General features: G+C 56.6%; 19 protein-coding genes. 16 read left to right on the plus strand and 3 right to left on the minus strand.

Annotated elements, in window-relative coordinates; genetic code table 11:
- Positions 1 to 71 precede the first annotated feature (71 nt).
- Positions 72 to 1,778, minus strand: a complete 1,707-nt coding sequence (locus CBE74_RS14020; protein ID WP_087453318.1) for a long-chain-fatty-acid--CoA ligase — start codon at positions 1,776 to 1,778, stop codon at positions 72 to 74.
- 345 nt (positions 1,779 to 2,123) lie between these two features.
- On the opposite strand from CBE74_RS14020, the gene mshA reads away from it, so the two are divergent.
- From mshA to CBE74_RS14040, 4 genes are all read left to right on the plus strand, one after another.
- Positions 2,124 to 3,386 carry a D-inositol-3-phosphate glycosyltransferase gene (mshA, locus tag CBE74_RS14025; RefSeq protein WP_420043055.1) on the plus strand — a complete coding sequence of 421 codons (1,263 nt, stop codon included), beginning with the start codon at positions 2,124 to 2,126 and terminating at the stop codon, positions 3,384 to 3,386.
- Between the two features lie 124 nt (positions 3,387 to 3,510).
- A complete protein-coding gene (locus tag CBE74_RS14030; protein ID WP_087453320.1) occupies positions 3,511 to 4,257 on the plus strand; it encodes a phosphoglyceromutase in 747 nt (248 codons plus the stop codon).
- Positions 4,258 to 4,277: 20 nt separating this feature from the next.
- A complete protein-coding gene (locus CBE74_RS14035) occupies positions 4,278 to 5,516 on the plus strand; it encodes a sensor histidine kinase (protein WP_087453321.1) in 1,239 nt (412 codons plus the stop codon).
- The gene (locus CBE74_RS14040) at positions 5,517 to 6,212 is read left to right on the plus strand and encodes a response regulator transcription factor (RefSeq protein ID WP_087453322.1); all 696 of its coding nucleotides are present in this window, start codon (positions 5,517 to 5,519) and stop codon (positions 6,210 to 6,212) included. It abuts the gene before it with no gap.
- Here the strand turns inward: CBE74_RS14040 and CBE74_RS14045 are convergent.
- Positions 6,209 to 7,144, minus strand: a complete 936-nt coding sequence (locus CBE74_RS14045; RefSeq protein WP_087453323.1) for a DUF3109 family protein — start codon at positions 7,142 to 7,144, stop codon at positions 6,209 to 6,211. The genes CBE74_RS14040 and CBE74_RS14045 overlap by 4 nt on opposite strands.
- 32 nt (positions 7,145 to 7,176) lie before the next feature.
- Here CBE74_RS14045 and CBE74_RS14050 point away from each other — a divergent pair, with 32 nt between their 5' ends.
- From CBE74_RS14050 to CBE74_RS14080, 7 genes are all read left to right on the plus strand, one after another.
- Entirely contained in the window at positions 7,177 to 8,133 is a 957-nt protein-coding gene (locus CBE74_RS14050) for a Ppx/GppA family phosphatase (protein WP_087453324.1), read from the plus strand.
- A 5-nt stretch (positions 8,134 to 8,138) separates the two neighbouring features.
- A complete protein-coding gene (locus tag CBE74_RS14055) occupies positions 8,139 to 9,224 on the plus strand; it encodes a DUF2157 domain-containing protein (RefSeq protein WP_087453325.1) in 1,086 nt (361 codons plus the stop codon).
- A gap of 96 nt (positions 9,225 to 9,320) precedes the next feature.
- Positions 9,321 to 10,124, plus strand: coding sequence for a pyrroline-5-carboxylate reductase (proC, locus tag CBE74_RS14060; RefSeq protein ID WP_087453326.1), 804 nt, complete (start codon positions 9,321 to 9,323; stop codon positions 10,122 to 10,124).
- Positions 10,125 to 10,410: 286 nt separating this feature from the next.
- Positions 10,411 to 10,602: a helix-turn-helix domain-containing protein gene (locus CBE74_RS14065; protein ID WP_013241124.1), complete on the plus strand. Its 192-nt coding sequence runs from the start codon at positions 10,411 to 10,413 to the stop codon at positions 10,600 to 10,602.
- 312 nt (positions 10,603 to 10,914) lie between these two features.
- Positions 10,915 to 11,016 (plus strand): 30S ribosomal protein bS22, encoded by a 102-nt coding sequence (locus CBE74_RS14070; protein ID WP_003402602.1) that lies wholly within the window; start codon positions 10,915 to 10,917, stop codon positions 11,014 to 11,016.
- Between the two features lie 82 nt (positions 11,017 to 11,098).
- A complete protein-coding gene (locus CBE74_RS14075; protein ID WP_087453327.1) occupies positions 11,099 to 11,983 on the plus strand; it encodes a DsbA family protein in 885 nt (294 codons plus the stop codon).
- Positions 11,976 to 12,800, plus strand: a complete 825-nt coding sequence (locus CBE74_RS14080; RefSeq protein ID WP_087453328.1) for a cytochrome c biogenesis CcdA family protein — start codon at positions 11,976 to 11,978, stop codon at positions 12,798 to 12,800. The genes CBE74_RS14075 and CBE74_RS14080 overlap by 8 nt, the downstream gene beginning before the upstream one ends.
- Here CBE74_RS14080 and CBE74_RS14085 read toward each other — a convergent pair.
- Entirely contained in the window at positions 12,797 to 13,840 is a 1,044-nt protein-coding gene (locus CBE74_RS14085; RefSeq protein ID WP_087453329.1) for an HAD-IB family hydrolase, read from the minus strand. The genes CBE74_RS14080 and CBE74_RS14085 overlap by 4 nt on opposite strands.
- 93 nt (positions 13,841 to 13,933) lie before the next feature.
- Here CBE74_RS14085 and CBE74_RS14090 point away from each other — a divergent pair, with 93 nt between their 5' ends.
- The 5 genes from CBE74_RS14090 (at position 13,934) to hemB (ending at position 19,610) form a co-directional block, all read left to right on the plus strand.
- Positions 13,934 to 14,188 carry a glutaredoxin family protein gene (locus CBE74_RS14090; RefSeq protein WP_087453330.1) on the plus strand — a complete coding sequence of 85 codons (255 nt, stop codon included), beginning with the start codon at positions 13,934 to 13,936 and terminating at the stop codon, positions 14,186 to 14,188.
- 164 nt (positions 14,189 to 14,352) lie between these two features.
- A complete protein-coding gene (locus CBE74_RS14095; RefSeq protein ID WP_087453331.1) occupies positions 14,353 to 15,717 on the plus strand; it encodes a glutamyl-tRNA reductase in 1,365 nt (454 codons plus the stop codon).
- A gap of 2 nt (positions 15,718 to 15,719) precedes the next feature.
- Positions 15,720 to 16,610 carry a hydroxymethylbilane synthase gene (gene hemC, locus CBE74_RS14100; protein ID WP_087453332.1) on the plus strand — a complete coding sequence of 297 codons (891 nt, stop codon included), beginning with the start codon at positions 15,720 to 15,722 and terminating at the stop codon, positions 16,608 to 16,610.
- 257 nt (positions 16,611 to 16,867) lie between these two features.
- Positions 16,868 to 18,556 carry a bifunctional uroporphyrinogen-III C-methyltransferase/uroporphyrinogen-III synthase gene (locus tag CBE74_RS14105; RefSeq protein ID WP_087453333.1) on the plus strand — a complete coding sequence of 563 codons (1,689 nt, stop codon included), beginning with the start codon at positions 16,868 to 16,870 and terminating at the stop codon, positions 18,554 to 18,556.
- A 46-nt stretch (positions 18,557 to 18,602) separates the two neighbouring features.
- On the plus strand, positions 18,603 to 19,610 hold the full coding sequence (hemB, locus tag CBE74_RS14110) for a porphobilinogen synthase (protein ID WP_087453334.1): 1,008 nt from the start codon (positions 18,603 to 18,605) through the stop codon (positions 19,608 to 19,610).
- Positions 19,611 to 19,613: the final 3 nt, after the last annotated feature.

Genomic DNA, 19,613 nt, shown 5'->3' on the forward strand with positions numbered 1-19,613 from the left:
TAGGGGGTCTAGCGGGCGTCGGAGCGCGCTTTGTCTATGGAAATGCAGGGACGTGCAGAAAAGCTGTCGCGTTACTTCTTGAGCTTCTGGATCAGTTCTGCCTGCACCTCGCGGCGGCGGATCTTTCCAAGCTGGTCCTTAGCGAGCTCTTCAAAGTGGTAGAAGGTGCGCGGCACTTTGTAACGGGTGAGGTTTCCGCGGCAGTGATCCTTAAGCCCCTCGGGGTCAAGGGCTGCGCCCTCGTTGAGGGTGATTGCGGCGACAACGGACTCGGAGCCGTCGCTACGCGGGAGTCCAACAACGGCGGCATCGAGGACATCAGGGTGCTGGCGAAGAACATCTTCTACCTCTGCCGGATACACATTGAAGCCTCCGGTAATGATGATTTCCTTGATGCGAGCAACAAGGCGGATGAAGCCGTCTTCTTCCATGATGCCGACGTCGCCCGTGCGGTACCAATCTTTGTGGAAGCTATTCGCGGTGGCCTCGGGCTGGTTGAGGTAACCGGCAAACACCTGGGGGCCGCGAACCAGGATTTCGCCTTCCTGCCCGTCGGGCATCGTCTCGTCGAGGTTCTCAGGGTTTGCGATGCGAACTTCGGTGTCGGGGAAGGGGATTCCCACGTAACCAGGACGGCGGTCTGAGGTCATGGGGTTTCCGACGATAACGGGAGACGTCTCGGTGAGTCCGTAGCCCTCGACAAGCAGGCCGCTCGTGAGCTTTTCCCAGTATGCGACGGTATCCACCGGCAGTGCGGAAGCGCCGGAGAAGGAATTGCGGACGCTGGAGATGGAGATGCCGGATTTCTCGGCTGCCTCGGCGATCTTTTGGTACAGGGTGGGGACGCCGGGAACCCACGTAACGGGCTCCTTCTTCATGATCTTCATGATCAGCGGGATCTGCGGTGCTGGCAGCAACACCATCTCTCCGCCGATGTAAAACGCCAGGTTGAGGACGATGGTAACGCCGTAAGCATGGAACATTGGGATGGCGCCGAGGAGTCGTTCATCTTGATCTCCCAGCCCCTGGATCCAGGCTTTGCCTTGCAGGAGGTTGGCAAAGAGGCCACCGTGGGTAAGCTGAGCGCCCTTGGGCGCGCCCGTGGTGCCTGAGGTGTACAGGATGAGTGCCACAGAGTCTTTGGTTACTTCGGGGCAGGAGACGATATCTTCGCCCTGGCCACCGAGTGCGGTACCGGTGAGGATCTGCCAGGGGATGGTATTGGGCGCTGGCGCGGTGATTGCATCGCGCTTTTTCATCAAGGCGGGAATCGGCAGCTTGAGCGCATATTTTTGCAGTGGCGGCATTGCGTCGATCATATTGACGGACACGATGGTTTCTAGCGGGGTGGTGCGTCGTAGTTTCTCCAGCGTCGGTGCGGCCTTATCCCACACAATGGCCACGCGTGCACCGTGGTCGGTGAACGGCGCTTCTAGCTCATGTGCTGTGTAAAGGGGGTTGTGCTCAACGACGATTGCCCCAAGCTTGAGTACCGCATAATGCGCAGCGACGTGCTGCGGACAGTTGGGGAGACAAATGGCTACGCGGTCGCCGGCGCGGACACCAAGTGCTCGGAGGCCTGCGGCCGCGCTGCGTACCTGCTTATCCAATTCGGCATAGCTCTGGCGCTTGCCAAAGAAATAGGTGGCAGGTTTGTCGGCGTTGATGGCCAAGTTGTTGTCATAAATATCAAGGAGAGTGGTATCTCCATAATCAAGACTGTGAGGTGTCCAGCTGGGGTAGTACTGTAGCCACGCTTTGGTCTCAAATGCTGACATGATGTCCCTTCGACGTTGGATTAACTTTACACACCGGTAAGTTTTAATACGAGCATAGCCTCATGTTTGAGTACTGGGGGAATCCATAAGCTGGTGATTTTGGAAATGTTATGGATTTGTGAGGCGGGGAGGGGCGTATATCTTTGATGAATTGCGCCTAAAGCAAATGGCTAGAGTCACAATATGACATTCAAGTGATACTCCAAGCATTCATATAAAAGAGTGATCTAAACAATAGGAAAAGGTGCAAGGCGACATAGGGTGACATGCTGGCAGTGGCATAGCAACACCTCACAGCGCTACCAACACAAACGCAGACGACGTTCTCCTCTTAGAATGATCGTTATGCGTATAGCCATGATTTCGATGCATACATCGCCGCTGCAGCAGCCGGGTAGCGGCGATGCCGGTGGAATGAACGTTTATGTTTTGTCGATAGCGCGGGAACTGGCGCGTCGTGGGCTAGACGTGGACGTTTTTACGCGGGCGACGCGCCTCGGCCACGGGGAGGTCGTCGATGTAGAGCCAGGCCTTCGGGTTATTAACATCGTGGCGGGTCCCTATGAAGGGTTGTCTAAGGAAGAGCTGCCTACCCAGCTGGCGGCATTCGCGGGCGGAATAGTGCAGTTTGTTAAGTGCAATGCGCTGACCTACGACGTAGTGCATAGCCATTATTGGCTGTCCGGTCAGGTGGGGTGGCTGTTGCGCGATCTTTGGGAGATTCCGCTGGTTCATACTGCTCATACGCTGGCGGCGGTGAAGAATTTCTATAGCTCAACCTCTGACATGCGTGAGTCGGAAGCTCGCCGGATTTGTGAACAGCAACTAGTGGATAACGCGGATATTTTAGTGGTGAACACCCCAGAAGAAACCAGCGACCTTATCCGTCATTATGATGCGCTGCCGGATAAGGTGGCGGTGATCGCGCCGGGCACGGATATTTCCCTTTTTACGCCGGGTACGCAGCGTAATACGGAGGTATCTCGACGGTGTTTGGGAATTCCTTTGCATATCAAGGTCATTGCTTTTGTGGGAAGGCTGCAGGAGTTTAAGGGGCCACAAGTATTGCTTGCTGCTGTGGCTGAACTGATACGCCGTGATCCTGAACGTGAACTTCGGGTTATTTTTTGTGGTGGTCCCTCTGGTGCCGCGGCGACCGTCGAACATTACATTGAATTGAGTCGGCGTTTGGGGTTGGGTAAGCGAGTGCGGTTCCTTGACCCGCGTCCGCCGGAAGAGCTGGTCTCTATCTATCAGGCAGCGGATATTGTTGCGGTGCCTTCATATAACGAGTCGTTTGGGCTTGTTGCTATGGAGGCCCAGGCGAGCGGAACGCCGGTGGTTGCGGCTCGGGTGGGTGGTCTGCCGATTGCGGTGTCCGATGGGGAGACTGGGTTGCTTGTCGACGGCCACGCGCCGGAAATCTGGGCGGATGCACTGGCGCAGCTGCTTGACGACGATGCATTGCGGATCCAGATGGGTGAGGAAGCAGTGCGCCACGCTGCGAACTTTACGTGGGCTGCCTCTGCGGAGAAGCTGGAAGAAGTCTATGAGGCCGCGCTCACTATTGATGTTGATGAATGTAAAGAGCGCCATGCGGAAGGGTAAGCGATAAGGATTCTCCGCATAGAGGCCGCCACTACGATAAAGTCCGCTCGGACATAAGTGTAAACAATCCCACATTTTAGTGTGATCGCTGCCGGGCGGACATTTTCGTGGCAAACTGAGCACTATGACTATCGGAAAACTGATTCTTCTCCGTCACGGACAAAGCGAGTGGAACGCCTCCAACCAATTCACTGGTTGGGTGGACGTTAACCTTACCGAGCAAGGCGAGGCCGAGGCCAAGCGTGGCGGCGAGATGCTGAAGCAGCAGGATGTTCTGCCAACTGTTGTGTATACGTCGCTTCTTCGTCGTGCAATCCGCACCGCCAACATCGCGCTTAACGCGGCAGATCGCCATTGGATTCCTGTTGTACGCGACTGGCGTCTCAACGAGCGTCACTATGGTGCGCTGCAGGGCCTGAACAAGGCTGAGACCAAAGAGAAGTACGGCGCAGATCAGTTCATGGAATGGCGTCGTTCTTATGGCACCCCTCCTCCGGAGCTGGAGGATTCAAGCGAGTTCTCCCAGGCCAATGATCCTCGCTACGCGGATCTTCCCCAGGTGCCGCGCACGGAATGCCTGAAAGACGTCGTGGATCGTTTTGTGCCTTACTTTGAAGAGGAAATTTTGCCGCGAGCAAAGAAGGGCGAGACTGTCCTTATCGCAGCGCATGGCAATTCCTTGCGTGCATTGGTCAAGCACCTCGACAATATCTCGGATGCAGATATTGCTGAGCTGAATATTCCTACCGGAATTCCGCTGGTATACGAGCTTGACCAGGACGGAAAGGTCCTTAATCCGGGTGGTACTTACCTTGATCCAGAGGCAGCGGCAGCAGGCGCTGCGGCGGTTGCTGCACAAGGCGGCAAATAACAGGTTACGATGGTGAGCTAGTGAATGTTTTACTAGCTTTCGTATTGGGCGCGGCTCTTATGGGCCTCGCCCTACCCGCGTTTAAGTGGGTCCAAGGCCGCTCGGGGCGCTACCATCGGTCGCTCGCGGGCGCCCACGCCAACCAGGTGACCACCGTTGGTCAAATGCTGCACTTGGCTGTGCAGGGATCGCCCACGGGAGTCACGGTGGTGGATCGTACCGGCAGTGTCCTTTTGTCTAATGCCCGTGCCCATGACATGGGGATTGTGCATGAGAGAAGCCTGAACCCTGACATTTGGGCGCTTTCTCAAGAGGTCTTTGAGGATCGGGAAACCCACTCCCTGGAGTTGGCCATTGCGGATAGGCGTACGCGCATCACGTCGGTGCGGGCGATGGTGAAACCCCTGACCCTGGTGGATGACCGCTACGTGATCGTTTTTAGCACCGATGAATCAGAGAATCAGCGCATGGAGGCTGCGCGGCGGGACTTTGTGGCCAATGTGTCTCATGAGCTGAAAACCCCGGTGGGGGGCATGGCTTTGCTGGCTGAAGCAATAACGCAAGGCTCAGATGATCAAGAGCAGGTTGAGTACTTTGGTAAGCGTCTGCAAAAAGAGGCGCATCGGCTTGCAGACATGATTAATGAGCTGATCTCCTTGTCCAAGCTGCAGGGTGCGGAGGCACTGCCTGATCTGCAACCAGTCGCGGTGGACGAGATCATCGACGAAGCCTTGAGCCGGAACCACCTTGCCGCCGAGAACGCGGGCATTGAGTTGACGCGGGGGAAGAAGTGCGGCGTTGAAGTGATGGGCGATAGAAGCCTTTTGGTCACGGCAGTGTCCAACCTCATCAGCAACGCTATTAATTATTCTCCGAATGCGATGCCGGTATCGGTGACCACCAAAGTGCTTTTCGACGAGCTCGTGCTCATCCGCGTCATCGACAGCGGTATTGGTATCTCCCCGGAAAACCAAAGTCGAGTTTTTGAGCGGTTCTTCCGGGTGGATAAGGCGCGGTCGCGCTCTACCGGAGGAACCGGTTTGGGCCTGGCTATTGTTAAGCATGTTGCTGCTAACCATGGGGGGGATGTGAAGCTGTGGTCGCGCCCCGGGACCGGGTCGACGTTTACCATTGACTTGCCGATCTATCACCCCGAGGAATCTGCGCCTGCAGATTCCGTCGATGCCGAATCGGATTCAGAATTGTTGCTTCACCCCAGCGTGCCTCGTGGGGACTCTCGCCGAAAGGACAAGGCCTAAATGATTACTATTCTTCTAGTTGAAGATGAAGAGTCCCTCGCCGATCCGCTGGCGTTTTTATTGCGCAAAGAAGGGTTTGAGGTGGTAGTCGCAGGCGATGGCCCCACAGCCCTAGTGGAATTTGAGAAGAACGACATCGACATTGTTTTGCTCGATCTCATGCTGCCTGGCATGTCTGGAACCGATGTGTGCAAGCGGTTGCGCAAGGTGTCGAGCGTCCCAGTGATTATGGTGACCGCCCGTGACTCTGAGATAGACAAGGTCGTGGGCCTGGAACTTGGCGCAGACGATTATGTGACCAAGCCTTATTCGGCGCGAGAACTCATTGCGCGAATCCGGGCAGTGTTGCGACGCGGCGGCGAGCAACAAGTAGCAGATTACGAGGAAGACGGCGACGATATCCTCGGCGGTGGTCGCGTACGCATGGACGTGGAACGCCATACGGTCACCGTGGCAGGAGAAAGCATTTCTATGCCGCTAAAAGAGTTCGACCTGCTGGAATACCTCATGCGCAACTCCGGGCGGGTCCTCACGAGGGGCCAGCTTATCGACCGCATCTGGGGCGCAGATTACGTGGGAGACACCAAGACGCTGGACGTTCACGTCAAGCGCCTGCGATCCAAGATTGAAGAAGAGCCTTCTTCCCCTAAGCATCTGGTTACAGTGCGGGGATTGGGCTACAAGTTCGAAGATTAGGATGTGGCCTGTGGGCGAGCGCCCGCAGCTACGCTAGCCGGATGCGGGCTAAAAATGCTTGCGGGAACGCCGCTGCGTCGGGCGGTATCCCGCGTGCGGCATATGTGCGCTAAAAACTCGTATGAGGGGTCTCCCATGAGTGCTCTGAGCTCCGCCTCATGAGTCACCCACAAGGGGTCGGAGTTGTCGTGGCATGCCGGTGCGGTGGTGCAGTACCAGTCAAAGTCTTCGCCGCCGTTGCCCCAACCACGCCGTTCATATTCTGTGATCGTGGTGCGTAGGATCTCTACGCCGTCGGCACGCTCTTCATATGCTTCGAGTCTGCGTAACGGGAGCTGCCAGCATACTTCCGGTTTGACCACCGTGAGATCGCGGCCTGCATCGAGCGCCCATTGATGAATCGCGCAGCCGGTGCCGGTGGGCCAGCCCTTGCGGTTGGCAAAGATGCATGCGCCGTCGACCACTGTGGTTTTCAGTGCTGGTTCTGGTTCGCCGTTGTCGTCGTCTAGCTCATCCCACACCAGCCAAGGTTCTGTCTCTGCGGGGTCGTCGGCGGAAATAAAAGCGTCAGTTTCTTCTGGGCGCAGCTGCCAATAGCGCGCGGGCATCTGCGACACGGCCTGCAACAGCTGTTCGCGGTCCTCGTCGTCGGAGAGATAGGCTCCGTGCCCGCAGCATCCTACGGAAGGAAGGGATGCGTCGATGCCTTTGCATGATTCAGTGCCAAAGGCGCAGGAATATGTGGATTCGATCCAGGTGAGGTCGATGCTGAACTGATGCATCGGGTCTTCCGGATTGGTGAACTCAAACCATTGGCGCGGAAAATCCGGCGCTAATTCATCGCCGCGTCGGATCGATTCTGCAGCCGGCGAAAACTCGGGGAAACCAAGATGCACTGGAGCAGATTCGGGAGTGGTTTTGGGGTCATTCACACTGGACAGGCTATACGGTCTACCCTGGAGTAGTGCGATTAGGTGTATTGGACGTGGGAAGCAACACGGTTCACTTGGTGGCGGTGGATGCCCAACAGGGTGGTCGCCCGACTCCGATGAGTGACTGGAAAACCACCTTAAAGCTGGTGGGGTACCTGGACAAAAAGGGTGCCATTACCGCTGCTGGGGTGGATAAGCTCGTGGCCTCGGTGGCGGAAGCTGCTGCATTAGCCGAGCAACTTGGGTGTGAAGAGCTCATGCCCTTTGCTACGTCCGCGGTGCGTTCAGCAACTAATTCTGATGAGGTGCTTGCGGAGGTCGCTAAGCATACGGGGGTCAACCTTGAAGTACTCTCCGGAAGGGATGAAGCGAGACTGACTTTCCTTGCCGTACGGCGTTGGTATGGATGGTCGGCCGGACGGATTATTAATCTGGATATTGGTGGCGGATCGCTAGAAATGTCGACGGGGGAGAACGAGAACCCGGACGCGGCTTTCTCCCTAGACCTCGGTGCCGCTCGTCTTACCCACAATTGGTTTGATACGGATCCCCCTGAGCGTAAGAAGATCAACCTTCTGCGTGATTTTATCGATGCTGAGTTGGTTGAGAGTGCAAAAACACTGAAGTCCTATGGTGAGGCGCGTCTGGCTGTGGGAACCTCGAAAACTTTTCGCACCTTAGGTCGCCTCACCGGCGCAGCTCCTTCTTCCGCTGGCCCCTTTGTCAAGCGCGAGCTTAGTGCTCCTGGCCTGCGACAACTGATTGCTTTTATCTCTAGGATGACGGCCGCAGACCGGGCAGAGCTGGAAGGCGTGAGCGCGAATAGATCGCAGCAGATTGTAGCGGGGGCGCTTGTCGCAGAAGCTGCTATGAGGGCGTTGGGAATTGAACATTTAGAAATTTGCCCGTGGGCACTCCGTGAAGGCGTCATACTTCGGCGTATAGAACAGGGTATTGTGCCAAAGGAAACCCTTTTAGTAGAGAAGTAGGAGAGATGAGCGAGAAACAACTCACCGTTGCGGAACTATTGGCGCGTTCCGGCAAAAACGGCGGTAGCTCCGAAACTCCGCGACGTCGACGCCACAACCTGGAAGATGGGGGCATTTCCGTTGCGGAGCTGACTGGCAGCATTCCTAAGGTGGCCGCTAAGCCCGCCGAGTCGAAGCACTCCAGCCAGCCTATCGACGTCCCTGCTTCCTCTGCCGCGTCGTCTAGCACGGGAGAACCGGATAGCGTTGCACAAGGCTCTCGCACGCAACCTGCGGCTTTTACAGACCCTGCCTCCCATGATCCTGCCCCGTTCGCGGACGCATTCCCCACGACTTCCCGTACTCAGGCAATAAAACGTGATGCCGCGTTTAACGCGGTCAAGGGGCAGTCGGAGAAGACTCAGGAACGGCAAGCTGCAACCCAGGCTGAGGAGCTTCTCGCCGCTAATAATGTGGAAACGCCTGTTGGGCCAGAAGCACCCGTGGCAGAGACCCCCAGCAAGGAACAAACCATTGTTCTGAGTGTTGTGGATGAGAAAGATCCGGTTCGCCTGACCACTGATTCTTTCCCCGCGGTCTCAAAGGATTCGGACAGTGAAGCGGTGCAGGTTGCCGCTGACTCCCTTGGTATGGCAGCTGTAGCGCCTGCCGAGGTTGCAGATACTCCTCCTGCGGAACCCGTCAATGCCGCTGAAGAGACCAGCACATTTGCGGTTGTCGAAGACGAGGACGAAGCGTTTTATGACGTAGAAGATGACTACGAAGACTATGAAGACGCAGAAGAATTCGACGACGAGTATGACGAATACGACGAATACTACGAGGAAGACGAAGAAGAGGAACAGATCTCTGCCATGGGAGTCATCTTCATGGCTTTGGCGGGAATCGTCCTGGGTGTTGTCATTTTCCTAGGCTTCCAGCAGCTTTGGGGTGCTCTGAGTAAAGCGATCGTGGCAGCATTGGCTGTGGCCGTGACCGGAGCTATCGTTGGCGTCGTTCATGCATTGCGCACGGAGCGGGATCGCGAGTCCATGATTCTTGCAGGCGTCGCTGGTCTGGTCATGACGTTTGGCCCGCTGCTCGTGTCTTAATCCCTGTACATAGGCTTTTAAGGGCTGGTGGAGAGCAATCTTCCGCCAGCCCTTCGCTTTTGCTGTTGGTGCGGCGAGCGTGGCAGAGTGGTCGCCATGACTTCAATTGCAGTGATTGGTGGCGGCAAGATCGGCGAAGCCCTTATCTCAGGGCTTATTGCTGCGGGGATGAACCCTAAAAATATCAACGTCACCAACAGGAACGCGGAGCACGGTCAGGCTCTGAAAGAAAAGTACGGCGTCGTATCTTTTACGGAGAATATTCCTGCCGTTGACGAGGTTGACGTTGTATTTTTATGCGTCAAACCAAAGCAGATTATTAATGTGGTCGAGGAGATCGCGGACGCGGTCGATAACAACTCCAACACCACCGTGGTCTCGATGGCGGCAGGCGTAAGCACCGCGGCTATCGAAGAAATCTTGGCGGCTGGCTCGCCCGTGATTCGCGTTATGCCTAACACTCCGATGCTGGTAGGCAAAGGAAATTCGGCGGTCGCCCCTGGTCGTTTCGCGGATCAGTCCGCGGTGGAACAGGTGTGCAAGCTGCTTGAGACCGTTGGCAACGTCACGTTGATAGAAGAGTCTGATTTAGATACTGTTATTGCGCTGTCGGGTTCTTCGCCTGCATACGTATTCCTCTTTGCTGAGGCGCTTATCGACGCCGGCGTGCACCTGGGACTGAATCGGGACCAAGCCAAGGAGCTGGCAGTCAATGCGTTTTATGGTGCGGCCGCAATGCTCAAGGAAACCGGGGAGGAGCCTACGCAATTGCGCGCTAACGTCTGTTCACCGGCGGGTACCACGATTGCAGCTATCCGTGAGCTGGAGGAAAGCGGCTTGCGGGGAATGGTGTATCGCGCAGCTGAGGCTGCTGCGAAGCGAAACGGTGAGCTCGGCTAAGTCGCTCCAAGCTAAAGGGGTAGAAGTAGTCTTCTACCCCTTTAGCTTTCCCCTTTTCACTGAACCTGTACTTGAGGGTTGGGGTTTTGATGTTTCGCCTGTGACCAGTTGTTTCCACTGGGGAGGGGAGGGTATTTACGTGACTTATGTTGCGTTTGGGGAAATAAATTAACAGGTGGGTCGCAAGTGTCACACGTTTCACGCTAAGCTTTGTTAAGCACGTGCGTGTTCGTTCTGTAGGAGGGGAAGCCTGCAGCGCGCGACTTGCTGAAGGGTTAGATAAATTATGGCTAGAGAAGATAATGGCACTTTTTTGACAGTCGCCGAGGTCGCGGAGATTATGCGCGTATCTAAAATGACCGTTTATCGGTTGGTTCACTCTGGTGAGCTTCCGGCAGTTCGCGTGGGGCGCAGCTTCCGCGTGCACGAAAAGGCTGTTAACGAGTACCTGGATGCCTCCTACTACGACGTGGGATAAGCATCTTGAGAGCTTTGCCGAGGGGTAGTTTCCACCAGTATTTCTGGGGCGACTGCCCCTCGTTATTTTTGTGACTCATGGGGGCGTTTTTGGTCTCTGGTGTGAGCGTCGGTATTATTGTGACCATTCGTGTCAGACAACAGCCCCAACCGGCGGTTGCCGCATGTCTAGTGAGGGTCAGCGCCCTCGCATGACAGGCAGTAACCCTGCGCGGGCGGATGTGCACTTCGGCCGCGTATGCATTGCAAAAGAGACCGTGGGGCTTCTGACAGGGAAGTACGTACACCGATCAATAAAGCGAGGGAAACCGTTATGGGTTCTGTCATCAAGAAGCGCCGCAAGCGCATGTCCAAGAAGAAGCACCGCAAGTTGCTGCGCCGTACTCGCGTTCAGCGTAGAAAGCTCGGTAAATAAAGCATTCACCGCCCAGGGATTACCCTGGGCGGTTTTGTTATGGTGTAAAAAGGTTTTTCACAACAAAAGGAGCCCTAACTTTATGTTTTCAGCAAAGCGTCCAGCGGTTGTGGCGCTGCTTATCGTCATTCTTCTCATCGTTGGCATTGGCGCTTATACCTTGGGCCGTGGCTCTGCCACGAAAAACGAGGGTACCTCTGCGAACAAAGCAGGCACTTCACAAGAATCTGCAGGGCCTTCCTTGCCGCCAGGCTTTACGGGTAAGACCGGTTCTTCCCGGGTAACGCCGGGTACAAAGACTGATGGCCCCGTCACACTGGCAAACGGTTCTTATGACGCCATGATCTATGGTCCCGGAAAAGAACTGAAATCAGCGGAAGATATCCTTAATGTGCATCGTCGAAACGCAAAGGATCCTTTTGCGCTCGGCGCGCTCGACGCACCCGTCGTGATCTCGGAATACTCCGATTTTGAGTGCCCTTTCTGCGCAAAGTGGTCTAACGAGACCGAGCCGACGATCATCAAGGAATACGTTGACAAGGGCCTCGTTCGTATCGAATGGAATGACCTGCCAGTTAACGGCCCCGATGCTGTCTCGGCTGCTAAGGCTGGCCGAGCTGCCGCCGCTCAGGGCAAATTCAACGAGTTCCGCAGCGCACTTTTCCAGGCCAGCAAAACCGTCAAGGGACACCCTGAAAATAAGTTGGCCAACTTTGAGGAATTCGCTCGGCAGGCAGGCGTGAAAGACATGGCGCGTTTTAGCCGAGAAGCCACCGATAGCACCTACGACTCCGTGGTGAACAAGGCACGCGAATACGCTGGCTCGTTGGGGATCAACGGAACTCCCGGCTTTGTCGTGGGAACCCAATACGTCTCCGGCGCACAACCCACTGAAGTCTTTGTCCGCGCTATCGAGGCGGAATTAGCCAAGGTCGCAGATGGAGAGGTTGCCGTTCCACGTGTCTGATATTGGATTACTTGGCGCATTCCTGGGCGGAATCCTAGCGCTGCTGAGTCCGTGTTCTGCGCTGCTGCTTCCGGCGTTCTTTGCCTATGCGTTCCAACGATCCTCGCAGATCATGGCACGGACAGGCGTGTTCTTCCTTGGACTAGCGGCTGTGTTGGTGCCGGTGGGAACCGCTGCAGGACGGCTCGGTGGATTTTTGGCGCTGCACCGTGAAACGTTGATCCTCGGCGGCGGAATCGTGATCGTAGCCCTGGGCATTTTCACCTTTTTCGGCGGCGGCATATCCCTGCCAGGTCTCTCTGGATTGGCGGGCCGGGTGCGCGGACAAGGATGGCTCTCTGTCTTTTTGCTCGGCGCGGCTTATGGGTTCTCGGGATTCTGTGCGGGCCCATTGCTCGGTGCGGTGCTCACGACTGCAGTCGTGAGTGCATCAAGCTCGTATGGTGCCCTCGTCCTAGGCTGCTATGCCTTGGGGATGGTCGTTCCCCTGGTGATACTGGCGCTGTTCTGGGAACGCATTCCTCGCGGAGCGCTAGGAGGCAAGATCGTGAACGTGGGTCGGTTAAAACTCAACACCATGTCGATGATCTCCGGCGTGATTTTTGTGATCATCGGATTAGTCTTTATGTTCACTCATGCCACGACTGGTTTGCCGGGGCTCCTCAGTATTGAAACCCAGTCCGCAATCCAAGCATGGGTGCTCGACGTAGCAGTTAACGTGAGCAATCTGACGTCGGTGTTGATCGTGCTAGGAATTATTGCGGTCGGACTGGTGATCTATATTCTTCGGACACCGGAGAAGGGGAAACGGGATTAGCGTCGCCACGCTTTCCAACCGCCGAGGCTAAACGCTGCGGTGATCAGGGCTGGCAGACCGTAGGTTCGCATAGCTTTGCGCAGGCTGCGGTAGTCATGCATCTCCCAGCCGTGCTGCTTAGCCACCTTGGCTAGCGGGCGATCCGGGTTAATGGCTACCGCGGTTCCCACCATGGAGAGCATAGGAACATCGTTGATGGAGTCGGAGTAGGCGGTGCATCGGCTGAGGTCGAGCCGCTCAATGGTGGAGAGCGCTGCAACTGCGTGCAATTTGCCGGGGCCATGCAAAATATCGCCGACCAGTCTTCCGGTGAAGACACCATCTTTGACCTCGGCGACAGTGCCCAAAGCCCCGGTAAAGCCAAGTCGCTTGGCCAGAGATTGCGCTAGCTGGACGGGGGTGGCGCTCACAAGCCAGACCTGTTGGCCCGCAGCAATATGCTGATCCGCGAGGGACTTGGTTCCCGGCCAGAGCTTTTCACTCATATTGTTGCCCACGATTTCTTCGCAGAGCTCAACCAGCTCGTCCACGCGGCGACCTTTAATAAATTCAAGCGCCTGTTTGCGCCCCTCGGCCACGTCCGCTGCGTTTTCTGCGCCCGTGACTCGGAATTTGATCTGTTTCCACGCCATGGGAAGGATCTCGCTGAACTTAAAATAACGTTTTTTGGCCAGCCCGAGAGCAAAGACAACCAGGGAAGAGCCTTGGATCAACGTATTGTCGATGTCAAAGAAGGCGGCGGCACCAAAGTCTTGCGGGATGCTGGGGTCTGGGCTGGTGACGTGCGTAGCGCCAGCGGCCTCGAATGATCCTGAGACAGACTCCAACCCGGAGGTGTATTCATCCAACTCAATCCCGTAGATTTCGGCAGCGGCGAGGGCCGCAGCAGCCTCTCCGGCTTCGCGCTGCGCCTGGGCGTCGATAGGCGGAAGTGCGTGTTCCTCAAAGAAGCGGCGAAGGTTGCCACGGGAGGTGGACCAGCCGGCCAAGAATTCTTGTGGGGTTTGGGGCCAAGTGGGATCGGGTTGTGAGATGCTCACGGATGAAGATCGGGCCTTTCGACAGGGTGGAGCTTTAAGAGTAGTCTCAGTCCATCGTAGTGTCGAACAGTAAAAAGGGCCGGTGATCTCTTTGTGTCTGGTGTAGAAAATGCGCGCGAAGTGGAGCTTATGACCCGCAAGACATGTGGTTCATGTCGGCGGGTGGCTGAGCAGATTATCCCCGTGGTCGCTGCAGCCGGGGCGGTATTGAGCATTATCGACGTAGACACGGATCGGGCACTGGCAGCCGAATACGGTGATAGGGTTCCCGTCGTTGTCATCGACGGCGAAGAGTTTGCGTGTTGGGAAGTGGACAATGATGAGCTTGCTGCCGAACTCGGTAGTTAGTCCATGCTTTCTTGTGACTTTCTTAACGCTTGACTAGCGTTGATGCATCAGAGTGGCGAAGAAACGATCAATCTAAAGATTGATAACGCTGCCTTTTTAGCTAAGATTTTAAGAAAAATCGATCAGATGATCCAGGTAGACGGTGTGAAAGCGGTGGTTGGTCCGTGAGTGTGCTGGTTGTTGGGATGTCTCACCGGTCGGCTCCAGTGACCCTCCTGGAACGGCTGAGCATGAACGATGAGGTGCGTTCCCAAACAGCCACCGACCTCGTTGCGCGTCCTTCGCTGACTGAGGCGATGATCATATCCACCTGTAATCGCCTAGAGGTCTATGCGATGACATCGAGTTTTCACACGGGTGTCAATGACGTAGTGGAAGTGCTCCACACCATGAGCGGCGTGGACATGGACACCCTCCGGGGGTACCTCTATGTGCGCTATGCGGATGCTGCTGCGGAACACATGATGGTGGTCGCCTCGGGCATGGACTCGATGGTGATGGGGGAACAACAGATTATTGGTCAGGTGCGCACCGCGTATCAGCAGGCTATCGAGTCGGGGACCGTGGGCCCCGCTCTACACGGTCTAGTTCAGGCGTCCTTGCATACCGGCAAGCGCGTGCACACGGAGACCGACATCGACGACGCCGGCGCTTCTATGGTTTCCTTTGCCTTTGACCAAGCAATGGCCGATGCCGGGTTGAGTGATCTGCGTGGTAAAAAAGCGCTCGTGCTGGGTGCCGGAGCGATGGCCTCGTTGGCTGCTACCCATCTGGGGCGATTGGGCATAGAAGGACTCGTCTTTTCCAATCGAACCCGCAGTAGAGCGGAACGGCTGGCCGAGCATTCTCGTGAAGCTGGGGTTCCTGCGGAGGTCGTCGATTTTGCATCGCGGGGGAGTGCCCTGAGCGGGGTGCATATCGCTATCTCCGCGACAGGAGCACACACGTACACGATCTCAGCTCAAGACGTACCGGAAAAACACTTAGGCCTGATATTTGTTGATCTCTCCATGCCACGCGATATCAACGATGATGTTGCGGAAATCGCGGGAGTGCAGCTGGTTAACATAGAGAAGCTGCATGAAGCCAAGACTGAGGGCAAAGATGCTGATGACGCTGCGCAAAAGATCGTTGCGGAAGAACTCAGCGCGTACACCTCTGCGCAGCGGGTTCGGGATGTGGCACCTGCGGTATCGGCGTTGCGTCGACACGCTTCTGGGCTGATAGCTTCCGAGCTGGAGCGGCTGCACACCCGAACCCCGGGCATGGATGAAGACGACTTTGAAGAAGTTCAACGCACGATATGCCGAGTCGTGGATAAGCTCCTGCACCAGCCGACGGTTCGGGTCAAAGAGCTTGCGGCAAGTTCTGGGGCGGTTTCCTACGAGACCGCTCTGCAGGACCTCTTTGGATTGCCGGTGGAAGCTCAAAGCGTAAAACGTGGCGTGCGCGACCTGCCCGATGCCGAGGTCATGGCCCTAGGGGTTAGCGACGCCAACAAGATTATCCGAGCAATCAAGGAAGACTGACCATGACTTTTACTATTGGTACACGAGGCAGCCTTTTAGCTACCACTCAGTCGGGACACGTGCGAGACGCCCTCGCTGCTCACGGATATTCGGCGGAATTGAGCATCGTCACCACACCTGGGGACGTCAATATGGCACCCGTGGAACGCATCGGCGTGGGCATTTTTACGCAAGCACTGCGCGAAGTCCTCGTTGAAGGCGGCTGCGACATCGCTGTGCATTCCTTCAAAGATCTGCCCACGCAGCGCGATCCACGTTTCCACTTAATCGTGCCAGAGCGTGCCGACGCCCGCGATTGCCTCGTAGCCCGCGACGGCCTGGCACTGGAGGAACTACCTCAGGGGGCGCGCATTGGCACGGGAGCACCTCGGAGGATCTCACAGGTCAAAGCCTTGCGCCCTGATGTGGAATGCGTACCGATGCGCGGCAACATCGACACCCGGATGGGCAAGGTCTTTTCCGGAGAACTCGATGCAGTCGTTCTGGCTTATGCTGGCCTATCGCGTGTGGGCCGTGGCGGTGAAGCGACAGAGGTATTCAACCCAGATCGTTTCCTCCCCGCGCCGGCGCAGGGAGCTTTGGCCATCGAATGCCGCATCGACGACGCAGCCGCTGTTGCTGCCATCAACGCAATTCGGAACGCAGACGACGAGACCTGCGCGCTCGCCGAACGCGTGGTACTCAATCGGTTGGAAGCCGGATGTACGGCACCTGTGGCCGCGCATTCCGTGATCAGCGGGCAAGAGCTTCACGTCACGGGAGCAGTTGTGTCTCTCGACGGACGCAAGGTTCTGCGCGCAACGATGACCGGGGCGCTGACGGAGGCTGTGGCTATCGGAGAAGCAGTTGCAGCAAAGCTTATCCAGGATGGCGCTGCCGAAGTGCTTTCCTGATGCACTCAATGTTTCCCCGCTCTGTGCGATAACCGAGCCACGTGCGCTGCGGCAATAGTCCGCCGGTTTTTATTAAACGCCTTGCTCAATTATCCTCAAAGGACGTTGTATTACCACACGCTTGACGCCGCTTAATCACGAGGCCCCTCTTAGTGATTTACAGCGGCGTGAATTTGTGTTTAGCAGTCTCTCTTAACTTTTCGCCCACTCCACAACTCGGAGCTCTTTGCAGTTCCTAGAAATACGGATACTTGTTCATGAGTTCAACTCCGCAGCCCACTCCGGTCACCCCTTTGCCGGAGGGAAAAGTGATCTTCGTAGGAGCAGGCCCAGGAAACCCTGACCTGCTCACCGTTCGCGCCCGTGAAGTTCTCAGCCATACCGCTTTTGCCGTAGTAGACGCAGAAGTGCTACCGGGAGTTCGCTCAGTAGTCGCACGTGAACTAGACGTTCCGGGAGATAAGATCCAGGCGGCTGAGGAAGAATACGAGCGCCTCTGCGCGGAGGCAAAAGAGGCCGGCGCCCGCCGTAAACCGCAGCGCCCGGACGCCCCGACCGCTGCTGAGATTACTGAAGTAGACGATGACGTTCCGGTGGCGGAGGTCGTCGACAAGCTTAAGGAGCTTTTGACCACCGGCGAGGACGTTATCCGCCTCGTGCAGGGTAACCCTCTATCCTGCGACCGCACTCTGGAAGAAATATCCGCAGTCACTCAGGCTGGACTGGAATTCCACATTGTTCCAGGTATGTCCTTGCCTGCTACCGTTCCGGCTTTTGCGGGTATCGCGCTGGGGTCTTCCTATACGGAAACTGACGTGACCGGTGAAGACGTGGATTGGGAACAGTTGGCGGCAGCACCCCAGCCACTGGTTTTACAGGCGACCAAAGAAGACCTGCCCACAATAGCGGCAGAACTCAAAGCCCGTGGGCTGGGGGCATCGACCCCGGTGACGGTGACCGCTCACGGCACGACGCGTTTGCAGCGAAGTTTTGACGTCACTCTGGGTACTCTGAGCAAGCTAGACGGGGACCTCGCTGGCACTCTCGTGGTCACCTTAGGCAAAGCCGTGGACGATCGCACCAAATACTCCTGGTGGGAGAATCGCTCTCTCTTTGGCTGGCGAGTCCTGGTGCCGCGAGCTAAAGAACAAGCCGGCCCCATGAGCACATTGCTGGCTTCGCAGGGGGCAATCCCGCAAGAAGTCCCCACGATCTCCGTGGAACCGCCGCGCAACCCCGCGCAAATGGAGAAAGCCATCAAGGGAATCGTCGAGGGACGCTACCAGTGGGTGATCTTTACCAGCGTTAATGCGGTGAAAGCTGTGCGAGAAAAGATCGGCTCTTTCGGCCTCGATGCCCGCGCCTTTGCCGGCGTACGCATCGGCGCGGTAGGGACAAAAACCGCTAAGGCGATCCGCGAGCTCGGAATTACTCCCGAGCTGCTACCGCCGAGGAATCAGCAAAATGCCGCAGGCTTGGTGTCGGTGTTCCCGGAATACGTGGAAGACCTTGACCCGGTGGGACGAGTCCTTTTGCCTCGCGCAGATATTGCAACGGACGTCCTGGTAGAAGGCCTAGAGGGCCTTGGCTGGGAGGTCGATGATGTGGTCGCGTATCGCACGGTACGCGCTGCACCGCCGAGCGCGGAAGTGCGCGACATGATTAAAAGCGGCGGTTTTGACGCAGTGTGCTTTACCTCTGCGTCGACGGTGAAAAATCTGGTGGGCATCGCCGGGAAACCGCATCAGCGCACGATCATTGCATGCATCGGGCCCATGGCGGAGGCCGCGGCAAAAGAGTTAGGCCTGCGCGTGGACGTGGTCCCTGAGGTGGCGGACGTCCCGCATCTGGTAAACAGCCTTGCTGCTCATGTGGCACAACTACGAGCGGCCGGTCAGCTGCCGCCGCCTAGGAAGAAACGGCGCGCCCGGAAAAATCGCGAGTAACGTTATTACGGCGACAGACCCAACAATCTGGAAGAAGGCATTACCTATGAGCAACGAAGATCTCCACCTGATTCGTCGTCCACGCAGGCTCCGAAGCACGCCAGTTATGCGCGAATTAGTGGCAGAGACGACGCTTCGTCCCGCTGACCTGATTCTTCCCATGTTTGTTGCAGATGGAATAACCGAGCCGCGCGAAATCTCCTCTATGCCAGGTGTGTACCAGCACACTATTCCCTCCTTGATTGAGGCTGTCAGGGAGGCGATTTCCGTGGGGATTAAGTGCGTGGATCTCTTCGGCGTGCCTCTCGACGCCGACAAAGACCTGCAGGGATCTCAATCCTGGGCACCAGAGGGAATCCTCAACCGGGGTATCACCGCACTACGCCAGGAGTTTGGTAACCAGGTCATTATCATGGCAGACACCTGCCTTGACGAGTTCACCGACCATGGACACTGCGGCGTACTGAGCACCGACCGCTTTGGCGAGGTGATCGTGGATAATGACGCGACCATTCCGCTTTATCAAAAGATGGCGGTGGCGCAGGCTGAGGCAGGCGCGCACATGGTAAGCCCCTCCGGCATGATGGATGGGCAGATTATGGCAATCCGTGAAGCTCTCGACGCTCACGGGTTCCAGGACGTGGCCATCATGGCGTACTCCACCAAGTACGCGTCGGTTTTCTATGGGCCGTTCCGCGAGGCAGTGGGTTCGTCCTTGGAAGGCGACCGCAGAACTTATCAGCAGGATCCGGCTAACTTCCGGGAATCGCTGGTGGAGGTCGACCTGGATATTGAAGAGGGGGCGGACTTTGTTATGGTCAAACCAGCCATGCCTTACCTCGACGTGTTAGCAGAGGTGGCCTCCACGTCGGTTGTCCCGGTTGCGGCTTATCAAGTATCAGGCGAATATGCCATGCTGCATGCGGCCGCCCGTAATAACTGGCTCGACCTTGAACGTGTGATGATGGAATCATTGATTTCTATCAAACGCGCTGGCGCAGACCAGATTCTTACTTACTTTGCCGTCGACGCGGCGAAAAAACTACAGCACTAGGGA

The sequence above is a fragment of the Corynebacterium silvaticum genome (assembly GCF_002162115.2).
Classification (GTDB): Bacteria; Actinomycetota; Actinomycetes; order Mycobacteriales; family Mycobacteriaceae; genus Corynebacterium; species Corynebacterium silvaticum.

Bases quoted from the DNA above. Each gene is read 5' to 3' on its own strand.
- CBE74_RS14055 (WP_087453325.1), top strand. From the start codon at position 8,139: ATGAGCGAGAAACAACTCACCGTTGCGGAACTATTGGCGCGTTCCGGC.
- CBE74_RS14070 (WP_003402602.1), top strand. From the start codon at position 10,915: ATGGGTTCTGTCATCAAGAAGCGCCGCAAGCGCATGTCCAAGAAGAAG.
- proC (WP_087453326.1), top strand. From the start codon at position 9,321: ATGACTTCAATTGCAGTGATTGGTGGCGGCAAGATCGGCGAAGCCCTT.
- CBE74_RS14075 (WP_087453327.1), top strand. From the start codon at position 11,099: ATGTTTTCAGCAAAGCGTCCAGCGGTTGTGGCGCTGCTTATCGTCATT.
- CBE74_RS14020 (WP_087453318.1), bottom strand. From the start codon at position 1,778: ATGTCAGCATTTGAGACCAAAGCGTGGCTACAGTACTACCCCAGCTGG.
- hemC (WP_087453332.1), top strand. From the start codon at position 15,720: ATGACTTTTACTATTGGTACACGAGGCAGCCTTTTAGCTACCACTCAG.
- CBE74_RS14040 (WP_087453322.1), top strand. From the start codon at position 5,517: ATGATTACTATTCTTCTAGTTGAAGATGAAGAGTCCCTCGCCGATCCG.
- hemB (WP_087453334.1), top strand. From the start codon at position 18,603: ATGAGCAACGAAGATCTCCACCTGATTCGTCGTCCACGCAGGCTCCGA.
- CBE74_RS14065 (WP_013241124.1), top strand. From the start codon at position 10,411: ATGGCTAGAGAAGATAATGGCACTTTTTTGACAGTCGCCGAGGTCGCG.
- CBE74_RS14030 (WP_087453320.1), top strand. From the start codon at position 3,511: ATGACTATCGGAAAACTGATTCTTCTCCGTCACGGACAAAGCGAGTGG.
- mshA (WP_420043055.1), top strand. From the start codon at position 2,124: ATGCGTATAGCCATGATTTCGATGCATACATCGCCGCTGCAGCAGCCG.
- CBE74_RS14105 (WP_087453333.1), top strand. From the start codon at position 16,868: ATGAGTTCAACTCCGCAGCCCACTCCGGTCACCCCTTTGCCGGAGGGA.